Origin of the sequence: Streptomyces sp. NPDC048185 (assembly GCF_043202495.1) — a bacterium.
Taxonomy (GTDB): domain Bacteria; phylum Actinomycetota; class Actinomycetes; order Streptomycetales; family Streptomycetaceae; genus Streptomyces.
Map to the genome: position 1 here is coordinate 308,213 of NZ_JBIDAN010000001.1, position 16,568 is coordinate 324,780.

General features: G+C 71.8%; 13 protein-coding genes. 6 read left to right on the plus strand and 7 right to left on the minus strand.

All coding sequences use genetic code 11. The annotated features are described in order from the left end of the window. Window positions 1–18: 18 nt before the first annotated feature. The 4 genes from ACGF3H_RS01440 to ACGF3H_RS01455 all read right to left on the minus strand — a co-directional run bounded on the left by ACGF3H_RS01440 (window position 19) and on the right by ACGF3H_RS01455 (window position 3,999). Window positions 19–720, minus strand: a complete 702-nt coding sequence (locus ACGF3H_RS01440; protein WP_362494724.1) for an AAA family ATPase — start codon at window positions 718–720, stop codon at window positions 19–21. A gap of 34 nt (window positions 721–754) precedes the next feature. Continuing rightward, complete coding sequence (locus tag ACGF3H_RS01445; protein WP_362494723.1) at window positions 755–1,570, minus strand: ABC transporter permease; 816 nt, start codon at window positions 1,568–1,570, stop codon at window positions 755–757. Window positions 1,571–1,689: 119 nt separating this feature from the next. Continuing rightward, window positions 1,690–2,664, minus strand: coding sequence for an ABC transporter ATP-binding protein (locus ACGF3H_RS01450; protein ID WP_362494903.1), 975 nt, complete (start codon window positions 2,662–2,664; stop codon window positions 1,690–1,692). 120 nt (window positions 2,665–2,784) lie between these two features. After that, the gene (locus ACGF3H_RS01455; RefSeq protein WP_362494721.1) at window positions 2,785–3,999 is read right to left on the minus strand and encodes an NYN domain-containing protein; all 1,215 of its coding nucleotides are present in this window, start codon (window positions 3,997–3,999) and stop codon (window positions 2,785–2,787) included. A gap of 225 nt (window positions 4,000–4,224) precedes the next feature. Between ACGF3H_RS01455 and ACGF3H_RS01460 the strand changes: the two genes are divergently transcribed. Continuing rightward, window positions 4,225–4,389 (plus strand): hypothetical protein, encoded by a 165-nt coding sequence (locus ACGF3H_RS01460; RefSeq protein ID WP_362494718.1) that lies wholly within the window; start codon window positions 4,225–4,227, stop codon window positions 4,387–4,389. 84 nt (window positions 4,390–4,473) lie between these two features. Here ACGF3H_RS01460 and dnaE read toward each other — a convergent pair whose 3' ends face one another. Then, window positions 4,474–8,013, minus strand: coding sequence for a DNA polymerase III subunit alpha (gene dnaE / locus ACGF3H_RS01465; RefSeq protein WP_362494717.1), 3,540 nt, complete (start codon window positions 8,011–8,013; stop codon window positions 4,474–4,476). Between the two features lie 285 nt (window positions 8,014–8,298). Here dnaE and ACGF3H_RS01470 point away from each other — a divergent pair, with 285 nt between their 5' ends. From ACGF3H_RS01470 to ACGF3H_RS01485, 4 genes are all read left to right on the plus strand, one after another. After that, a complete protein-coding gene (locus ACGF3H_RS01470) occupies window positions 8,299–9,624 on the plus strand; it encodes a DUF2252 domain-containing protein (RefSeq protein WP_362494714.1) in 1,326 nt (441 codons plus the stop codon). A 69-nt stretch (window positions 9,625–9,693) separates the two neighbouring features. Continuing rightward, on the plus strand, window positions 9,694–10,401 hold the full coding sequence (locus tag ACGF3H_RS01475; RefSeq protein ID WP_362494712.1) for a hypothetical protein: 708 nt from the start codon (window positions 9,694–9,696) through the stop codon (window positions 10,399–10,401). Window positions 10,402–10,486: 85 nt separating this feature from the next. Then, on the plus strand, window positions 10,487–11,287 hold the full coding sequence (locus tag ACGF3H_RS01480) for a DsbA family protein (RefSeq protein ID WP_362494711.1): 801 nt from the start codon (window positions 10,487–10,489) through the stop codon (window positions 11,285–11,287). An 85-nt stretch (window positions 11,288–11,372) separates the two neighbouring features. Further along, window positions 11,373–13,058, plus strand: coding sequence for an alkaline phosphatase D family protein (locus tag ACGF3H_RS01485; RefSeq protein ID WP_362494708.1), 1,686 nt, complete (start codon window positions 11,373–11,375; stop codon window positions 13,056–13,058). Here ACGF3H_RS01485 and ACGF3H_RS01490 read toward each other — a convergent pair. Beyond that, window positions 13,043–13,642 carry a dienelactone hydrolase family protein gene (locus tag ACGF3H_RS01490; RefSeq protein WP_362494706.1) on the minus strand — a complete coding sequence of 200 codons (600 nt, stop codon included), beginning with the start codon at window positions 13,640–13,642 and terminating at the stop codon, window positions 13,043–13,045. The genes ACGF3H_RS01485 and ACGF3H_RS01490 overlap by 16 nt on opposite strands. Before the next feature lie 105 nt (window positions 13,643–13,747). Here ACGF3H_RS01490 and ACGF3H_RS01495 point away from each other — a divergent pair, with 105 nt between their 5' ends. Continuing rightward, window positions 13,748–14,872 (plus strand): mechanosensitive ion channel domain-containing protein, encoded by a 1,125-nt coding sequence (locus ACGF3H_RS01495; RefSeq protein ID WP_362494704.1) that lies wholly within the window; start codon window positions 13,748–13,750, stop codon window positions 14,870–14,872. A 27-nt stretch (window positions 14,873–14,899) separates the two neighbouring features. Here ACGF3H_RS01495 and ACGF3H_RS01500 read toward each other — a convergent pair whose 3' ends face one another. Continuing rightward, window positions 14,900–16,486 (minus strand): Na+/H+ antiporter, encoded by a 1,587-nt coding sequence (locus tag ACGF3H_RS01500; protein ID WP_362494702.1) that lies wholly within the window; start codon window positions 16,484–16,486, stop codon window positions 14,900–14,902. Window positions 16,487–16,568: the final 82 nt, after the last annotated feature.

Here is a 16,568-nt window from a genome sequence, read left to right on the forward strand (position 1 = left end):
CTGCGCGGCACCCCCCGGCTACGCGGACTTGCCGTCGTAGGGCGGCAGCCCCTGGGGGTGCTGCGGGTCGGGGTCGGGGGCGTACGGGTCCGGGTCCCGGGGGCCGAAGAGGCCCGTCAGCCCCAGGTGCATCACGAGCGCGGCGAACGGCCAGGCCAGCCACGCGCCCTTCGCGCCCAGCTTCAGCGGCGCGGAGAACGTCGTCCCCTTGCCCACCTCCCGCGCGTGGGCGATCACGTCCTGTCCGGGGCCCAGCCACACGCCGACCTTCCAGGCCAGCAGCGAGCCGAGGAAGGCGCCGACGCCCAGGGCCACCACCAGCGGCACGCCCCCGCGCCGCCGCAGCAGGAAGACGGCCAGCGCGCTGATCACCCCGAATCCGAGCGCGAGCAGCGTGAACGTCCCGTCGACCCCGACGGCCTGCTCGCCCTCGGAGTCCTTCAGGTAGACCACCCAGCTGCCGTCCACGACGTCCCCGACGAGCGGCACGCTCGGCGCCAGCCACCACCACAGCACGCCCAGCAGGGCGCCGGAGAGGGCCACCGCCACCAGGGTCACGGCGGCCTGCCGCGCTTCGGTCAGCATCCCGGGGCCGTCCTGTTCGCCGTGGTGGTCGTGCGCGGTGCCCACCGCATGCGCGCCCACGGGCGGCGGCACGGGCCCGCCGTGGGGCGACGAGTGTTCGTTCGGCGGCGGAGGGGGAGTCAGAGGTGCGGTCACCCTGCCATCGTGCCAAACGCGCCTGTGCCGCGCGTCACCGGACGGCGGCCCGGCGGTACGCCCAGGTGGCGACGGCCAGGGAGAGCACACCGACCACCGCGCACACGGCGAGGTCACCGAGGACGAAGGCCCAGTCGGGCCGCGGTCCGAAGGTGCGGGCGAACGCCTCCACCCCGTACGTCGACGGCAGCAGGTCGCGGGCCAGCCGTACCGCCTCCGGCATCCGCTCGGCGGGCAGCACGCCCAGCAGCAGCGCCGCCGACATGCCCAGCTGGCCCAGCAGGGTGGCGAGCTCCGGCCGGGGCGCGAGCAGGCCCAGCGCCGCACCCAGCCCGGCGAGCGCGGCGCCGGCCAGCGGGATCACGGCCACCAGCACCCACAGGTGCGTCATCGGCAGCCCGAACAGCAGGCAGCCGAACACCGCCGTCACCACGGTCCCCGGCACGGTGAAGGACGCGTACGCGCCCGCCGCGCCCAGCACCACCGCCGCCGGCGGCACCGGCAGCGTCGCGTAGTGGTCGAGGCCGCCGCTGGCGCGCAGCTGGCCGAAGTACTGGGCGAGGAGGTTCAGCGCGACGAAGGCGACGACGAGCACCGCGGACCCGGCGACCACGGCCTGCGCCTCGCCGCCGCCGTCGACGACGCCGCGCATGAGGATCATGATGCCGATCGACTGGAACGTGGCCACGAACAGCAGCGGGATGCGCGCGACCCGTGCCCGGGACAGCTGCGCCCGGTACACGGCCACCAGGGAGGGCCACAGCCGCGCCCGGGGCCCGAGCGCGGCGGCGCCCCGCTCCTCGGCGGCCGGGGCACGGTCGGGCAGGACTTCGGCGGGTACGACACTCACGTCGTGCTGCTCCCCTTCACCACTCGTCGCTGAGCCAGTCTGCACTTAGCCGGTCCTCACGCAGGCACTCGCCCCGTCCGGTACGGACGCGGCGTGGCGCGTGCTCACCGCTCGCCCGCTCACGTCCTGACCAGCCCCTGGCGCGCGGCGCCGCCCAGCGCCAGGTACACGTCCTCCAGGCTGGGCGTGGCCAGGGTGAAGTCGTCCAGCGCGGCGAAGGCGGCCCCGCCGGTGACGGTGGCGACGACCGCGCGGGCCTCCTCCGGGGCGAGCCGCAGCGTCCAGCGGCGGCCCGACTCGGCGGCCCGGTCGCGCAGCGCGGCGACCTCGGGCACGCCCAGCGGGGCGCTCTCGCGCCACACCAGGTCGACCCGGATCTCGCCGGCGACCTGCTCCTTGAGCCCGGCCGGGGTGTCGCAGGCGATCACACGGCCGCGGTCGAGGACGGCGACCCGGTCGAGGACGGTCTCGGCCTCGATGACGTTGTGGGTGACGAGCAGCACGGTCGTCCCGCGTTCGGCACGCCGGCGGTCGACGGCGGCCCAGACGGCGCGCCGCGCCACCGGGTCCATGCCGGTGGTCGGCTCGTCCAGGACGAGCAGCGGGCGCTCCCCCACCAGCGCGGCGGCGAAGCAGGCCAGGCGGCGCTGTCCGCCGGAGAGCTTCTTGAGCGGGCGCGCGGCGATCGGGGTCAGGCCCAGTTCGTCCAGGACGGCGTCCCGCTCGGCTCGGGCGTCGGCGGCGTCGAGGCCGCGCAGCCGCCCGGTGGTCTCGGCGGCGAGCGAGACGGTGAGCTCGTCCAGGGCGCTGGATTCCTGGCCGAGGTAGGCGAGGATCCGCGCGGCGCGCTCGGGGTGGCGCACGATGTCGTGGCCGAGGATCTCCACTCTGCCGCCGTCGGGCCGCATCAGGCCGGTCAGCTGGCGGACGAGGGTGGACTTTCCCGCGCCGTTCGGCCCGAGCAGCCCGAAGATCTCACCGCGGCGGATCTCCAGCGTCACGTCGTCGGTGGCCCGGACCTCGGGGGCGGCGGGGACGCCGCGCCGACCCCGTACCGCCGCATAGGTCTTGGTCAGTCCGCGCACCACGCACACGGCATCGCCACCGGGTCGAAGTGCCTGGGGCGCGCGCGTATTCACAAGGGACGAGAGTACGTGGTCGTGAACCCCGCCTCGCCCTCGGGTCCGCCCATAAGCATCAATTCGGCCAGGGCGTCACTCCCCGGCGGGGGCGTGCTCCGTGGCGGTCCGCACGTCGATCTCCCGCCAGAACCCGGCTCTGATCGCGTACCGGTCGCGCTCGTCGATCTGGTCGTCCTTGTGGGCGAGCAGTCCGAAGCGGGCGGCGTACCGCAGCAGCTCTCCGTCGACCCGGTGCGGGATGCGGGGGTACATGCCCGACAGTTTCTGCAGGTGGCCGTGGTCGCCGAGGCGTTCCACCCAGCGGCGGGCGAAGACCTGCCCGACCTCGTACGGGTCGCCGCCGACCGTGGTGATGTCCTCCTCGCGGTCGGCCCAGCGCTGCTCGGCCGTGGTGAGCTGGGCCAGGGTCGGCAGGGCGACGGCCTCGGCCGGCTCGGCGGCGGGCCGGTCGACCCAGCCCTTGTCGGAGGACCAGCGCAGGGTGGCGGTCGGCGGGTGCGCGGCGGGAGGGGCGCCGGGGGCGCGCAGGGAGGCCAGGTCCTTGGGGGTGGGGACGCCCCTGGCGGGCGTCGCGCGTTCCTCGGTGCCGTTGCGTGCGGCGGTGTCCGCCGCGGGGTGCGCGGGCTCCCGGGCGGGGCGCTCGGCCGCGGCGGACAGGGCGGACTCCGGCAGCGGCGCGGAGAGGATCGCGGCGATCTCGGGCCGGGGCACGGGGGGCGGGGCGCAGATGCCGCCGACCTCCTTGGCGCGCACCGCCTTGGTGATCCAGGCCCGGTCCAGCACTCGGCGCTCGTCGGCCTCGGCGACCAGGTCCTCGGACTGGTTGTAGTCGCCGTCGGCGGCCTGTACGGCCCACAGGTGGACGGCGACGCCGTGTTCCTTGGCGGCCATCATGCCGGGCAGCAGGTCGCCGTCGCCGGTCACGAGGACGATGTCGGAACAGGCCCGGTTGCGGGCCAGCTCGGTCAGCTCGGCGTGCATGGCGGCGTCCACGCCCTTCTGCGCCCAGCGGCCGTCACTGCGCGTGAGGGCCCCCAGTCTGACGGTCACCCTGGGCATCACGCGCAGGCGGCGGTGCTCGGGCTGCGGGACACGGTCGGGGGCGCCGTCGAACCAGTAGATGCGCAGCAGGGGCTGCTGCGTGTCGGACTCGGCGCGGTCGCGCAACCCCTGGATGAGGGCGGCGTGATCGACGGTGATGCGCGAGCGCGAGGGCTCCCCGGCGAGGAGACTCGCGGCCGCTCCCAGCAGGTACCCGGCGTCCACCAGGACGATGCAGCGGTCCACGCGATCCACCCTCTTTCCGGGAGGTTTGCTTCGGGCTTCCTTCGAGTCTGCCCGACGGCGCGGAGGTTAACGGCCCGAACTCGATCTTCGGCGTGGCGTTTCGGCGGCCCGCGACCCGATGAGCCGTGTCACGCACGGTAATTACCCGATATGCGTTCTTTTTCAGTCTATGTGAATCTGAGGCGGTACCTGGCCCGACAGATCCCCCTCAGGAGGTAGATCACCATGGCCAAGAACAAGAACAACCGTGACCGTAAGCAGTCCCCGTCCGCCCGTGCCCCGCAGGCCGCCGAGTCGGCCGTACTGGACCGCGAGGAGCAGCACGCCCCGCCGATGTCGCCCGGCGACGCGTCCTCCCGCAAGCGGCAGAAGCGCTTCGGCCACAACTGACGTCCGGCGCGCGGGCGGTCACGCCCACGGTGACACGGAGGGGCGCACCCGGTGCCGGGTGCGCCCCTTCGCCGTTCCCGGCCGTCAGCCCGCCAGGCAGGACGGGCCGAGCAGCACCTTCAGGTCGCCGAACAATGCCGGATCGGGCTTCACCCGGTGCCGGTCCAGGCGCAGCACCGTCGTCTTCGTCGGCCCCTGGAGCTTGATCCGCACCTCGCTGTCGCCCCGGTGGTGCGTGAGGATCTCGCCGAGACGGCTGACCATCGGCGGAGTGACCCGGGTCGCCGGGATGGTGAGGACCACGGGCGCGTTGGTGCCCGCGTTGGACAGGTCGGGGATCATCAGCTCCATCGCGACCAGCCGCGGCACGTCCTCCCGCTTGTCCAGGCGCCCCTTGACGAACACCACGGCGTCCTCGACGAGTTGGGTGGACACCAGCTGGTAGGTCGCGGGGAAGAACATGCACTCGATGGAGCCGGCCAGGTCCTCGACGGTGGCGATGGCCCAGGCGTTGCCCTGCTTGGTCATCTTGCGCTGGAGACCGGAGATGATGCCGCCGATGGTGACGACCGCGCCGTCGCCGAAGTCACCGCCGGTGAGCTGGGAGATGCCCGCGTCGGCCTTGTCGGAGAGCACGTGCTCCAGGCCGAAGAGCGGGTGGTCGGAGACGTACAGCCCCAGCATCTCCCGCTCCTGGGCGAGCAGGTAGGTCTTGTCCCACTCCTCGTCGCTGAAGGTCACGTCGAGTCCGAAGCCGGGCTCGTCGCTCTGCTCCTCGCCCATGCCGCCGAAGAGGTCGAACTGGCCCTCGGCCTCCTTGCGCTTGACCGCGACCACGTTGTCGATCATCGGTTCGTACTGCGCGGTGAGGCCCTTGCGGGTGTGCCCCATCTCGTCGAAGGCGCCGGCCTTGATCAGCGACTCGGTGGTGCGCTTGTTGCAGACCACCGCCTCCACCTTGTCCAGGTAGTCGGGGAAGGAGGTGTACTTCCCCTTGGCCTTGCGGCACCTGATGATCGAGTCGACCACGTTGGTGCCCACGTTGCGCACGGCGGAGAGGCCGAAGAGGATCACGTCGTCGCCCTGCGCGGCGAAGTTCGACATGGACTCGTTGACGTTGGGCGGGAGCACCTTGATGCCCATGCGGCGGCACTCGTTGAGGTAGACCGCCGACTTGTCCTTGTCGTCCTTGACCGAGGTGAGCAGCGCGGCCATGTACTCGGCGGGGTGGTTGGCCTTGAGGTAGGCCGTCCAGTACGAGACCAGGCCGTACGCGGCCGAGTGGGCCTTGTTGAACGCGTAGCCGGCGAAGGGGACCAGCACGTCCCACAGGGCCTGGATGGCCTCGTCGCTGTAGCCCTTCTTGCGGGCGCCCTCCTGGAAGAGGACGAAGTTCTTCGCCAGTTCGTCGGGCTTCTTCTTGCCCATCACGCGGCGCAGGATGTCGGCCTCGCCGAGCGAGTAGCCCGCGATGATCTGGGCGGCCTTCTGCACCTGCTCCTGGTAGACGATCAGGCCGTAGGTGACCGCGAGGACCTCCTGGAGCGGCTCCTCCAGCTCCTTGTGGATCGGCGTGATCTCCTGGAGGCCGTTCTTGCGCAGCGCGTAGTTGGTGTGCGAGTCCATGCCCATGGGGCCGGGACGGTAGAGCGCGGAGACGGCGGAGATGTCCTCGAAGTTGTCGGGCTTCATCAGCCGCAGCAGGGAGCGCATCGGCCCGCCGTCGAACTGGAAGACGCCGAGCGTGTCGCCGCGCTGGAGCAGGTCGAAGGTCGTCGGGTCGTCCAGCGGCAGGGACAGCAGGTCGAGGTCGACGCCCTTGTTGGACTTCACCATCTTGACGGCGTCGTCCATGATCGTGAGGTTGCGCAGGCCGAGGAAGTCCATCTTCAGCAGGCCGAGCGACTCGCACTGCGGGTAGTCCCACTGCGTGATGGTGACGCCGTCGGTGTGCCGCACCCAGATCGGGGCATGGTCGACGATGGGCTCGCTGGACATGATGACGCCGGCGGCGTGCACGCCCATCTGCCGGACCAGGCCCTCGACGCCCTTGGCGGTGTCGATGACCTTCTTGACGTCCGGCTCGTTCTCGTACATCGAGCGGATCTCGCCGGCCTCGCTGTACCGCGGGTGCGTCGGGTCGGTGATGCCGTTGAGGTCGATGCCCTTGCCGAGGACGTCGGCGGGCATGGCCTTGGTGAGGCGGTCGCCCATCGCGTACGGGTAGCCCAGGACGCGCGCGGAGTCCTTGATGGCGTTCTTCGCCTTGATCTTGCCGTAGGTGCCGATCATGGCGACCTTGTCGGCGCCGTACTTCTCCGTCACGTACCTGATCACCTCGACGCGCCTGCGCTCGTCGAAGTCGATGTCGACGTCGGGCATGGAGACGCGCTCGGGGTTGAGGAACCGCTCGAAGATCAGGCCGTGCGGGATCGGGTCGAGGTCGGTGATGCCCATCGCGTACGCCACGATCGAACCGGCCGCGGAGCCTCGGCCGGGGCCCACCGCGATGCCCTGGTTCTTGGCCCACATGATGAAGTCGGCGACCACGAGGAAGTAGCCCGGGAACCCCATCTGGATGATGACGTCCATCTCGTACTCGGCCTGCTTCTGGCGGTCCTCGGGGACGCCGCCGGGGAAGCGGCGCTCCATGCCGCGGCGGACCTCCTCCTGGAACCAGGTGATCTCCGTGTAGCCCTCGGGGATGTCGAACTTCGGCATGAGGTCGCGCTTCTCGAACATGCCGGCGGTGTCGACCATCTCCGCGACCAGGAGCGTGTTGGCGCAGCCCTCCTGCCAGGCGTCCGAGGAGTCGATGGCGTACATCTCGTCCGTGGACTTCAGGTAGTAGCCGGTGCCGTCGAAGCGGAAGCGGTCCGGGTCGGAGAGGTTCTTGCCGGTCTGGATGCACAGCAGGGCGTCGTGGGCGGTCGCCTCGTGCGCGTAGGTGTAGTGCGAGTCGTTCGTCACCAGCGGCGGGATGCCGAGCTTCTTCCCGATCTCCAGCAGGCCGTCGCGGACCCGGTGCTCGATCTCGATGCCGTGGTCCATCAGCTCCAGGAAGTAGCGGTCCTTGCCGAAGATGTCCTGGTAGTCGGCGGCGGCCTTGAGTGCCTCGTCGAAGTGGCCGAGGCGCAGCCGGGTCTGCACCTCGCCGGAGGGGCAGCCGGTGGAGGCGACGATCCCCTCGGACCACTGGGAGATGGTCTCCTTGTCCATCCGGGGCCACTTCTGCAGCCAGCCCTCGGCGTACGCGTCGGAGGAGAGGCGGAAGAGGTTGTGCAGCCCCGTCCTGTTCGTCGCCCACATCGTCTTGTGGGTGTAGCCGCCGGAGCCCGAGACGTCGTCCCGCTTCTGGTGCGGCTGGCCCCACTGGATCTTGCGCTTGTTCCGGCGCGACTCGGGCGCGACGTACGCCTCGATCCCGATGATCGGGGTGATGCCGGCCTTCTTCGCGGAGTGGAAGAAGTCGTACGCCCCGTGCAGGTTGCCGTGGTCGGACATGGCGATGTGCGTCATGCCCATCTCGTTGCACGCGTCGAACATGTCCTTCAGCCGCGCGGCACCGTCCAGCAGCGAGTACTGGGTGTGAACGTGCAGGTGCGTGAACGGCGGCTTGGACACGTGCGGCCTCCTGATCAGGGCTTTGGCGCGAAGCGCCTCGTTGAGGGGCGGTGGTCGGGCGACGGGTGGGCTCTGGGCGACGGGCTGCGGTCAGTCCGGGGGTCAGCGTCGAAGTCTATGCCCCGCCACTGACACTCCGGGGCCCCGGCCGCGTACCTTCGTGCGGGGCCGCGCGTGTCGGGCCGGCCCCGGGCCACGGGCACTCCCGCGTGCCCTCGAACGTTGGTCCGAGTGCAGTTTCCGCTGTACTCGCCACGCACCACCCGTACCAGGAGGCACCCAGCGATGTCGGTTCCGCAGCTCAGTGACGAGCACCGCGGCGAGGAGATCCTCGCCGTCTTCGACACCGCGTTCGGCGAGCTCCTGGCCGCCGACCCGGCCGCGTTCCGCGTGAAGTTCCGCAAGATGGCGGCCTCGGCCTTCGCCTTCTACCGGGGCACGGCGTGCCTGTTCTACAAGGACCTGAGCGCGGAGACCGAAGGGGGCCCGTACCTGGACGAGCGGACCTCCCGGGTGTGGATCCACGGCGACCTGCACGCGGAGAACTTCGGCACGTACATGGACTCCACCGGCCGCCTGATCTTCAACGTCAACGACTTCGACGAGGCCTACGTCGGCCCCTTCACCTGGGACCTCAAGCGCTTCGCGGCCTCGATCGCGCTGATCGGGTACGCGAAGGCGCTCAGCGACGAGCAGATCACCGAGCTGGTGCGGGTGTACGCGGGCGCGTACCGCGAGCGGATCCACTCGCTGGCCACGGGCGCCAAGAGCGACGAGGTGCCGCCGTTCACGCTGGACACCGCCGAGGGCCCGCTGCTGGGCGCCCTGCGCGTCGCCCGTTCGCTGACCCGGTTCGGGCTGCTGGACTCGATGACGGAGATCCGCGACTTCGAGCGCCGGTTCGCGGCCGGCGGCGGCTCCGTCGAGCTGGACGCGGCCACGCGGTACAAGGTGCTGGCCGCCTTCGACGGCTACCTGGAGACGCTCCCGGAGTCGTCGCTGGCCCGCCCGGACTCCTACCGCGTCAAGGACGTCGTCGGCCGCCGGGGCATCGGCATCGGCTCCGCCGGCCTGCCGTCGTACAACATCCTCCTCGAGGGCAACAGCGACGCCCTGGAGAACGACGTGGTGATCTACGTCAAGCAGGCCCAGACCCCGGCGGTCTCCCGGCACATCACCGACCGGGCGATCCGGGACTACTTCCAGCACGAGGGCCACCGCACGGTGATCTCCCAGCGCGCCCTCCAGGCGCACGCCGACCCGTGGCTGGGCTGGACCGAGCTGGACGGCGCCGGCCAGCTGGTCGCCGAGGTCTCGCCGTACGCGGTGGACCTGGACTGGGGCGACATCGACGACCCGGAGGAGATCGCCGAGGTCGTCGCCGACCTGGGCCGCGCCACGGCCGCGATGCACGCGGCGGCGGACGACCAGTCCGGGGAGTCCCTGGTGCCGTTCTCCACCGAGCGGGCCATCGACGCGGCGATCGCGGCCGACGAGGAGGGCTTCGCACCCCTGCTGGTCGACTTCGCCCACACCTACGGGGCACGCGCGCGAGCCGACCACCAGATCTTCGTCGACCTCTTCCGCAACGGCCGGATCCCGGGCCTGTGACCGCCGGCTCTCTCACAGGGACCCTTTAGGGGGCTCTTACCGGCCCCCATGACACACTCTTGACTCGCTATGGACATATCCGGAACCCCGCTCAGAGCCGTACGCGCGGCGCTGTTCACGGCACTCGTCGTGACCCTCAGCACCGCGTCGCACGTGCTGCTGTCCGGGGTGCCGCTGCCGCTGAGCACGGTGGCCGCGGTCGCCGCCGCCGTGTTCCTGATCGCGTACGCCCTGGCCGGACGGCGCGAGCGCGGCTTCGGTCCGATCGCCGCTCTGCTGATCCCGCTGGAGCTGGCGGCCGACACCGTCTTCACCACCGGCCAGCACGTCTGCTACGGCAGGGCGGGGGGCCCGGTCGCGGGTCCCCTGCGCTCCGTGGGCCTCGACGTGCTGTGCGGCGATGGCATGGGTGTGGGGACCGGGGTCGGCACGCCGCTGACCCGGGTGACCGGCGCCGACACCGACCGGGTGGCGGCCCTGCTCGCCCACGCCGACCCCGCGACCGCCTGGCTGCTGCTGGGCGCGCACGTCGGCGTCGGCCTGCTCGCGGCGGCCTGGCTGCGGCGCGGCGAGCGCGCGCTGGGCCGGCTGCTGAGCGCGGTGGCCGCGACGACCTTCCGGCCGCTCCTGCTCGCCGTCGCGGCCGTGGCCGTCCGCCGGGCCCCGGCGGTGCGCCGCCCGGCCCCGGCGGCCCGCCGCACCGCCGGCGCCCGCGAGCGGATCCTCACGCACTCCCTGGGACGGCGCGGACCGCCGGTGTCGCTCGCCCTCGTGTGACCCCCCGGTCACCGAGCGCCGACAGCCAGCCCCCGTACCCATTTCCGCACACGTCCGTGTGCGCGTCCCCGGAGAGAACATCACCATGAGCAAGCGGAACAGCCAGTCGGCGAAGACGGCGGCCCGTGAGCGCCTGCGCGAGGAGCGCGAGCGCCAGGCCAAGCGCGACAAGGTCAGGCGGCAGGTCATCGTGGCCTGCTCCATCGTCGGCGTGCTGGCGATAGCCGGCGGCATCGGCTACGCCGTCGTGCAGATGAACAAGCCCAGCGGCTGGGAGAAGGCCGCCGAGGCCGAGGTGGTGGCCCCGGCCCACACCTCGGGCAAGGACGGCACCACGATCGTGGCCGGCGACTCCAAGTCCGACAACGTGGTCCACCTCTACGAGGACCCGCGCTGCCCGGCCTGCGCCTCCTTCGAGCAGAACATCGGCGAGACCGTCAACAAGGGCATGCAGGACGGCGACTACAAGCTCTCCTTCACGATCGGCACCTTCCTCGACGGCAACCTCAGCGGGGAGGGCTCGAAGAACGCGCTGAGCGCGCTCGGCGCCGCGCTGAACGTCAGCACGGACGCGTTCCTCGACTACAAGACCGCGCTGTACTCCTCCGAGTACCACCCGGCGGAGACGAGCGACGAGTTCGCCGAGGACGACTACCTGATCAAGGTGGCGAACACGGTCGACGCCCTGAAGAACAACAAGAAGTTCCAGGACGCCGTGAAGCAGGGCACCTACGACGCCTGGGCGATGCGCATGAGCAAGTCCTTCGACGACTCCGAGGGCGTCCAGTCGACCCCGACCATCAAGATCAACGACAAGGTGATCGAGAACCCGAGCACCGTCGCCGACTGGCAGAAGGCGCTCAAGGACGCGGGCGTCACCAAGTAGCCCGGGCCGGCGATCGGCCGACGGGCGGGCGGACTTTTGCGAGTTCGCCCGTCCGCGGCCGTACCGATCAGTAACCTGATCGGCCGTGACCAGTCGACACAGATCGTCCGAAGAGACCTTCCCCCCGTCCGCCGAGCGCGCCGGCCTCCGCGCGCCCAGCCGCCGTACGGTCGTCAAGGCCGCGGCGGCCGGAGCCGTCCTCGCGGCTCCGCTCGCCGCGGCACTGCCCGCCGGTGCCGCCGGCGCCGCCCCCGCCTTCCTGCACGGCGTCGCCTCCGGTGACCCGCTGCCCGACGGCGTCCTGCTGTGGACCCGGGTGACGCCGGTGCCCGAGGCCATACCCGGCTCGGGCATCGGTCCGGACACCGAGGTCGGCTGGGTCGTCGCCACCGACAAGGCGCTCACGAACGTCGTCGCCAAGGGGTCGCTCACCGCGACCGCCGCCTCCGACCACACGGTCAAGGCGGACATCCGCGGCCTCGCCCCCGCCACGGACTACTGGTACCGCTTCTCCGCCGGCCCCACCGACTCCCCCGTCGCCCGCACCCGGACCGCCCCCGCGGCCGACGCGGCCGTCACGGGCCTGCGCTTCGGTGTGGTCTCCTGCGCCAACTGGGAGGCCGGCCACTTCTCCGCGTACCGCCACCTCGCGGCGCGCGGCGACCTGGACGCCTGGCTGCACCTGGGCGACTACATCTACGAGTACGGCACCGGCCAGTACGGCACCCGGGACACCGTCGTACGGGAGCACGCGCCCACCCACGAGATCGTCACCCTCGCCGACTACCGCACCCGGCACGCCCGGTACAAGACGGACCCCGACCTGCGGGCGCTGCACGCGGTGGCGCCCGTGGTGGCCATCTGGGACGACCACGAGTTCGCCAACGACACCTGGTCGGGCGGCGCCGAGAACCACACCGAGGGCGCGGAGGGCACCTGGACGGCGCGTCAGGCCGCCGCGCGGCAGGCCTACTTCGAGTGGATGCCGGTACGTCCCGCGATCGCCGGCACCACCTACCGCCGGCTGCGCTTCGGCAAGCTCGTCGACCTGTCGCTGCTCGACCTGCGCTCGTTCCGCTCGCAGCAGGTCTCCCTCGGCAACGGCGACGTCGACGACCCGGACCGCACGCTCACCGGCCGCGCCCAGCTCGACTGGCTCAAGGCCGGCCTGTCGTCCTCGGACACCGCCTGGCGGCTGGTCGGCAACCCGGTGATGATGTCGCCGTTCGCGGTCGGCTCGCTCCCCGCCGAGCTGCTGAGGCCGCTCGCCGAGCTCCTCGGCCTGCCGAAGGGGGGACTCGCCCTCAACACCGACCAGTGGGACGGCTACACCGACGACCGCCGCGAACTCCTGGCCCACCTGCGCTCCGGCGCGATCCGCAACACCGTCTTCCTGACCGGCGACATCCACATGGCGTGGGCCAACGACGTGCCGTACAACGCCGCCACCTACCCCCTGTCCGGCTCGGCGGCCACCGAGTTCGTCGTCACCTCGGTGACCTCCGACAACCTGGACGACATCCTGAAGGTCCCCGAGGGCACGGTGTCCGCGGTCGCCGCGCCGGTCATCCGGGCGGCCAACCGGCACGTCCACTGGGTCGACACCGACCGGCACGGCTACGGCGTGCTCGACGTCACCGCCGAGCGGGCGCAGATGGACTACTACGTCGTCTCCGACCGCACCGACCCGGACGCCACGTCGACGTGGGCGCGCTCCTACCGCACGCGCAGCGGGACGCAGCGCGTCGAGCGGGTCTACTCCCCCGTCTGAGGCGCGTCCTCCCGCTGGAGCGTGTCGAGGAAGCCGAGCGCCACCCGCCAGGTGGCCTCGGCGGCCTCCTCGTCGTAGTCCGGCAGGCCGGGGTCGGTGTAGAGGTGACCCGCCCCGGCGTACCGGTACACCTCGACGTCCGCGCCGGCCCGGCCCATCTGGAGGTACCAGGCGCTGAGCCAGTCGTCCGTCTCGAACGGGTCCGGCTCGGCCACGTGCAGCTGCACCGGCAGGTCGTCCACCGAGGCGTTGGCGGCGATGTCCGAGGTGCCGTGCAGGAGCAGCAGCCCGCGCGCCCGGTGGTCGCCGAGGGCGAGGGTCTGGGCGATGGAGGCGCCGAGCGAGAACCCGGCGTACACCAGCCCGCGCTCGGAATAGGGCGCGGCGGCCAGCACGGCCCGCTTCAGCAGTTCCTCCCTGCCGGTCCGGTCCTGGTACTCCATGCCCTCCTCGACCGTGTCGAACGTCCGCCCCTCGAAGAGGTCCGGGGTCCAGACCTGGTGCCCGGCGTCGCGCAGCCGGTCGGCGGCCTGCCGCACCGCGGGCCTCGGGCCATGGGTCGAGTGAAAGAGCACGATGTTCATGAGGCCATGGTGCCAGCCGGGTCCGGCAGGGCGACCGGCGGCGACGCCCGGCGGGGGACACAAGTCACAGGTTCGGGCCCTGGCCGGTCCGGTTACGTTCGAGGGATGGAGACCGTACTCCGCCCCCTGATCGTGGTCGGCGGGTCCATCCTGCTGACCCTGGTCATCGGATGGGCCACCGACCTGCTGCTGCGCAAGGCCGACGGACGGCACCCCGAGACGCCCCTGTGGGGGCTGCTGCGCCGTGCCCGCATCCCGTACCAGCTCCTGCTGTGCGCGGCGCTGCTGAGAGGGACGTACGTCGAGGCCCGGGTCTTCCCGGAGCACCACGTGGGCGTCGGCCGGACGCTGACGCTCGTACTGATCGGCTCCGCGGCCTGGCTGGTGATCCGGATCGCCGCGGCGGTCGTCGAGACGTCGTACTCCCGCTACGCCCACGCGCACGCCCAGCGCGACCCGGCCCGGGTGCGCCGGGTGCGCACGCAGGTGTCGCTGATCATGCGGGTCGTCTCCGCGGTGGTCGGCGTCGTCGCCGTGTCGTCGATGCTGCTGACGTTCCCGGCCATGCGGACGGCGGGCACCTCGCTGCTGGCCTCGGCCGGCGTCCTCGGCATCGTGGCCGGCATCGCCGCGCAGTCCACGCTGGGCAATCTGTTCGCGGGGCTGCAGATCGCCTTCGGCGACATGGTGCGCATCGGTGACACCGTCGTGGTGAACGGCGAGTGGGGCACCGTCGAGGAGATCACGCTGACCTTCCTGACCGTGCGCACGTGGGACGAGCGCCGGATCACGATGCCGGTGTCGTACTTCACGTCCAAGCCGTTCGAGAACTGGTCGCGGGGCACCCCGCAGATGACCGGCGTCGTGTACTGGCACCTCGACCACACCGCCCCGCTGGACGCGATGCGCGAGCGGCTGCGGGACATCCTGCGCGGCTGCCCGGCCTGGGACGGGCGGGCGTACAACCTCACCGTCACGGACACCACGCCCAACACCATGCAGGTGCGGGCGCTGGTGACGGCGAAGGACGCGGACGACATCTGGACGGTACGCGTCGAGGTGCGCGAGCAGATGATCCGCTGGCTGGCCGACGAGCACCCGTACGCCCTGCCCCGCGTCAACACGGCGGACGCGGACCGGCGTCCCGGCCACGACGGCTTCCCCGGTTCCCGGCGCTCACCGGACGGAGAGGCCCGCCGCTTCCCGCACCAGTCGCGGAAGTCCCTGTGACCCGCGGGCACGGGCCGGGCGACGCAGTCAGCGCAGGCTGCGGACGTCCAGGTGGCGCAGCACCCGGTCGACGATCTCCGGGTCGGCCCCGGGTTCGCTGCGCGCCGCCAGCACCTCGTGCCGCGCGGCGCTGAGCATCTCGCCCTGGATCCGCCGGATCCGCTTCAGCCGCCGGGCCCGCTGCAGCTGCGCCTCGCGCCGTTCCTCGTCCCCGATGTCCGGGCTGATGCGGATGCCGATGTCGAAGGCCCGCCGCAGCATCTGCTCGGACAGTTCCTCCGGCAGTTCCTCGACCGCCTCGATCTCCTTGAGGCGCTGCTTCGCCGCCTTCGCCGCGCGCACGGCGAGCGCCTTCTCGTAGTCCTTCTCGCGCTCGGTGTCCGACCGCACCCCCAGCCGGTTCACCAGCCACGGCAGGGTCAGGCCCTGGAGCAGCAGCGTCACCATGATCACCCCGAAGGCGATGAAGACGATCTCCTCCCGGTTCGGGAAGGGGGAGCCGTCCTCCGTCTTCAGCGGGATGGCGAGCGCCAGCGCCACCGAGGCGACGCCCCGCATCCCCGACCACCACATGACGACGGTCTCCCGCCAACTGGTCGGGATGTCCTCGTCGTGGTCGCGCCGGGCGTGCAGGCGCTGGGTCAGCCAGGTGGCCGGCAGCAGCCACGCCAGCCGGACGAGGATCACGACGCCGACGACCGCGCCGGCCCAGCCCAGCAGTTCGTCCCAGCGCCCGGAGGCCGTGCGGATGGCGTTGTGCAGCTCCAGCCCGATCAGTCCGAAGGCCACGCCCGTGACGAGGGTGTCGACGACGTCCCAGACCGTGTGACCGGCGAGCCGGGTCATCACGTCGTCGGCGCCGACGGCGTACTCGGCGAGGAACATGGCGGTGGTCAGCACGGCGAGGACTCCGGAGCCGTGGAGCTCCTCGGCCAGCACGTAGGACACGTAGGGCACCAGCAGCGTCAGCCCGATCTGCAGGGTCGCGTCCCCCAGCACGTCCAGCAGCTTGTTGGCGCCCCAGCCCAGCGCGAGCCCCACCGCGACGGCGACGACGGCGGACAGCACCAGGTCGAGCCCGGCCCGCCAGGGCGAGAAGGAACCGCTGACGGCCGCGGCGATGGCCACGTGGTAGAGGACGATGGCCGTCACGTCGTTGAAGAGCCCCTCGCCCTCCAGGATGGACACCAGGCGGCGCGGCAGTCCTAGCTGGCCGGCGACGGCGGTCGCCGCGACGGGGTCGGGCGGCGCCACCAGCGCGCCGAGCGCGAAGGCGGCGGCGATCGGCAGGCCCGGCACGATCGCGTGCGCCACGGTGGCCACGCACGCCGTGGTGACGAACACCAGCGCGACCGCCAGCAGGAAGATCGGGCGTTTGTTGGCCGCGAACTGCCGCCACGAGGTGCGCCGCACGGCCGCGTACAGCAGCGGCGGCAGCAGCGCGGGCAGGATGAGTTCCGGCGGGATGTCGACGTTGGGCACGAAGTCGAGCAGCGCCAGGACGATGCCGAGGACCGTCATCAGCACGGGCGCCGGCAGCCCGAGCCGGTCCCCGACCGGGACGCTCAGCAGGGCCCCGAGCAGCAGCATGAACAACAGGGCCAACTGATCCACGGTCACCGCTCCGGTGGGTTTCGGCGTTCACACGGCGAGGGTCAAGCCTGCCATGTGACCGGCCCCACCAGCCGGTCCGGCT